This window comes from Roseicyclus sp. (assembly GCF_965662675.1).
Taxonomy (GTDB): domain Bacteria; phylum Pseudomonadota; class Alphaproteobacteria; order Rhodobacterales; family Rhodobacteraceae; genus Roseicyclus.
Map to the genome: position 1 here is coordinate 1 of NZ_CBFIIK010000172.1, position 2,558 is coordinate 2,558.

3 protein-coding genes and 1 pseudogene are annotated in these 2,558 nt (G+C 62.9%); 3 read left to right on the forward strand and 1 reads right to left on the reverse strand.

Features of this window, described 5'->3' with window-relative positions:
• Positions 1 to 105 (forward strand): annotated as a pseudogene (rplT, locus tag ACTG4J_RS15155) (50S ribosomal protein L20); the annotation flags it as partial.
• 94 nt (positions 106 to 199) lie between these two features.
• Here rplT and ACTG4J_RS15160 read toward each other — a convergent pair.
• Complete coding sequence (locus tag ACTG4J_RS15160) at positions 200 to 565, reverse strand: hypothetical protein (RefSeq protein WP_439140569.1); 366 nt, start codon at positions 563 to 565, stop codon at positions 200 to 202.
• 189 nt (positions 566 to 754) lie between these two features.
• On the opposite strand from ACTG4J_RS15160, the gene ACTG4J_RS15165 reads away from it, so the two are divergent.
• Positions 755 to 1,486, forward strand: a complete 732-nt coding sequence (locus tag ACTG4J_RS15165; protein WP_439140570.1) for a class I SAM-dependent methyltransferase — start codon at positions 755 to 757, stop codon at positions 1,484 to 1,486.
• Between the two features lie 72 nt (positions 1,487 to 1,558).
• Positions 1,559 to 2,558: phenylalanine--tRNA ligase subunit alpha (gene pheS / locus ACTG4J_RS15170; protein WP_439140571.1), on the forward strand; the 1,000-nt coding region annotated here is incomplete at its 3' end.

The window sequence follows — 2,558 nt, forward strand, 5'->3', positions numbered from 1 at the left end:
GCGCTTGCCGGGATCGAGGTGGACCGTAAGGTTCTGGCCGATCTGGCGATCCATGAGCCCGAGGCTTTCGGCGCGATCGTCGCACAGGCGCGCGCCGCACTCTGAGGCGCTGCCGATGACCAAAAAAAATGGGCTGCCTTTTGGCAGCCCATTTTCGTTTCGGCGTGTGGCGCGGGAGCGGGGCCCCATGCGCGGGAGATCACCGGGTGACGGTGACCGTATAATTGTTTCCCGTGAAAGTATTCTGGAATACCAATTGGTTCTGGCTTGCCGCAACGGTCCCACGCGAGCCTGCCGTGTTGGTGTAACGCAAGCCGCCGCCGCTGCGCGACAGGCGCCCGTCCGTTATGGTCTCGCCATTGCTGACCCATGTATAGCTGCCGTCGGCCGCGACGGTGATGCGCATCGGACGGGTCGATCCGTCGCGGCGGACCTGAGTGCCCGTGTAGGTGCCGGCAAGGTCGGCAAAACCCGGGGCGCTTGCGGCGTCTTGCGTCGTCTGGCACCCGGCGGCCAGAATAGGCAGGGCGATCAAACCGGTGAAGATGAATGCACGTCTGTTCATATGCTTGACTCCTAAACTCGTTAACCGAGTTGTCAGGCTAACCGGGAACGTTGCTTTGGGGCAAGTCCGGCGGACCGTGGGCCCCTGTCTCGGGTGGTGCGCGGTACGGATGGCCGCTGCCCGTCATTGATTTCAAACCCCCGCCGGGCGATGGTCCGGCGGGGATTTTCGTTTCCGAAGGGTAAAGATTTGGGCAATTTCTTTAACGAGTACTTAAAGACGACCGATGACCGCCTGCTGTCGAAATGGACCCAGTATTTCGATATCTACACCCGCGAATTGACGCGGTTCCGGGCGCGGCCGATCTCGTTTCTCGAGATCGGGGTGTTCCGGGGCGGGTCCATCCCGATGTGGAAGGCGTTCTTTGCCGAAGATGCGCGGCTGTGTTTCGTCGATATCGATCCGGCCTGCGCGGCGCTGGCGCTTCCCGGCACGCATGTCGAGATCGGGAACCAGGCCGATCCGGCATTTCTGGCGGATCTGGCGGCGCAGCATGGGCCTTTCGATGTGATCCTGGATGACGGCAGCCATGTCTGCGCGCATCAGGTGGCAAGTTTCGAGAATCTTTGGCCGCATCTGGCCGACGGGGGGCTCTACATGGTGGAGGATTGCCACACCTCCTACTGGCCGGGGTTCGGCGGCGGCTACCGCAACGAGGCGAGCTGGATCGAATATGCCAAGCGCCTGACCGACCGGATGCACAGCTGGTACACCGATCAAGACACGCTGTTCCCCTTCGATCCGATCGCCAAGGAGCTGCATTCGGTTCGCTTCTACGATTCGATCACCGTTCTGGAGAAGCGGGTGAAGGCCGAGCCGCCCGCGACCGTCTATGCGAAAAACGGCAAGGTCACGCTCTCGCGTCGCGCGCTAGAGGTGCGGGGGCGCAAATCCGCCTTTGCGGGCAAGGACGGCACCTGAGCCCTCTGGCTTGCAATCGCGCCCTTCCGTGATAGGTGAGGGCGCGGAATTGGCGGGCAAGAGGCGCGGATCATGAACTTCGATCAGCTGAAATCGGATTGGCTGGGGCGCATCGGTGCGGCCGCGGATGAGGCCGCGCTCGAGGATCTGCGCGTGGCGGCACTTGGCAAAAAGGGCGAGATCAGCCTGAAGATGCGCGATCTGGGCGGCATGTCGCCCGAAGAGCGCCAGATCGCTGGCCCCGCGCTCAACGCGCTGAAGGATGAGGTGACGACCGCCATCGCCGCCAAGAAAGCGGCGCTAGGGGATGCAGCACTTGATGAACGGCTGCGCGCCGAATGGCTGGATGTGACGCTGCCCGCGCGCCACCGCCGTATCGGCACGATCCATCCTGTCAGCCAAGTGACCGAAGAAGTGACCGCGATCTTCGCCGATATGGGTTTCGTCGTCGCCGAGGGGCCGCAGATTGAAACCGATTTCTACAATTTCGACGCGCTGAACATTCCCGGCCACCACCCCGCGCGGGCCGAGATGGATACCTTCTACACCCATCGCGCGCCCGGCGATGATCGCCCGCCCCATGTGCTGCGCACCCACACCAGCCCGGTGCAGATCCGCTATATGGAGGCCCATGGCGCCCCCACCCGCGTGATCGCGCCCGGACGCGTCTACCGCGCCGATTACGACCAGACCCACACGCCGATGTTCCATCAGGTCGAGGGGTTGGCGATCGACCGCGATATCAGCATGGCCAATCTGAAATGGGTGCTGGAATCGTTTTTCTCCGCCTATTTCGGCACGAATGTCCGCACCCGCTTCCGCGCCTCGCATTTCCCCTTCACCGAACCCTCGGCCGAGGTTGATATCCAGTGCTCTTGGGAAGGCGGCACCGTGAAGGTGGGCGAAGGCAATGATTGGCTCGAGGTGCTGGGTTCGGGCATGGTCCACCCCAAGGTGCTGCAGGCCGGCGGGATCGACCCGGCCGAGTGGCAGGGCTTTGCCTTCGGCATGGGCATCGACCGCATCGCGATGCTGAAATACGGCATCCCGGATTTGCGGGCGTTCTTTGATT

Coding starts and splice junctions, on each gene's coding strand:
- ACTG4J_RS15160 (WP_439140569.1), bottom strand. CDS start 565: ATGAACAGACGTGCATTCATCTTCACCGGTTTGATCGCCCTGCCTATT.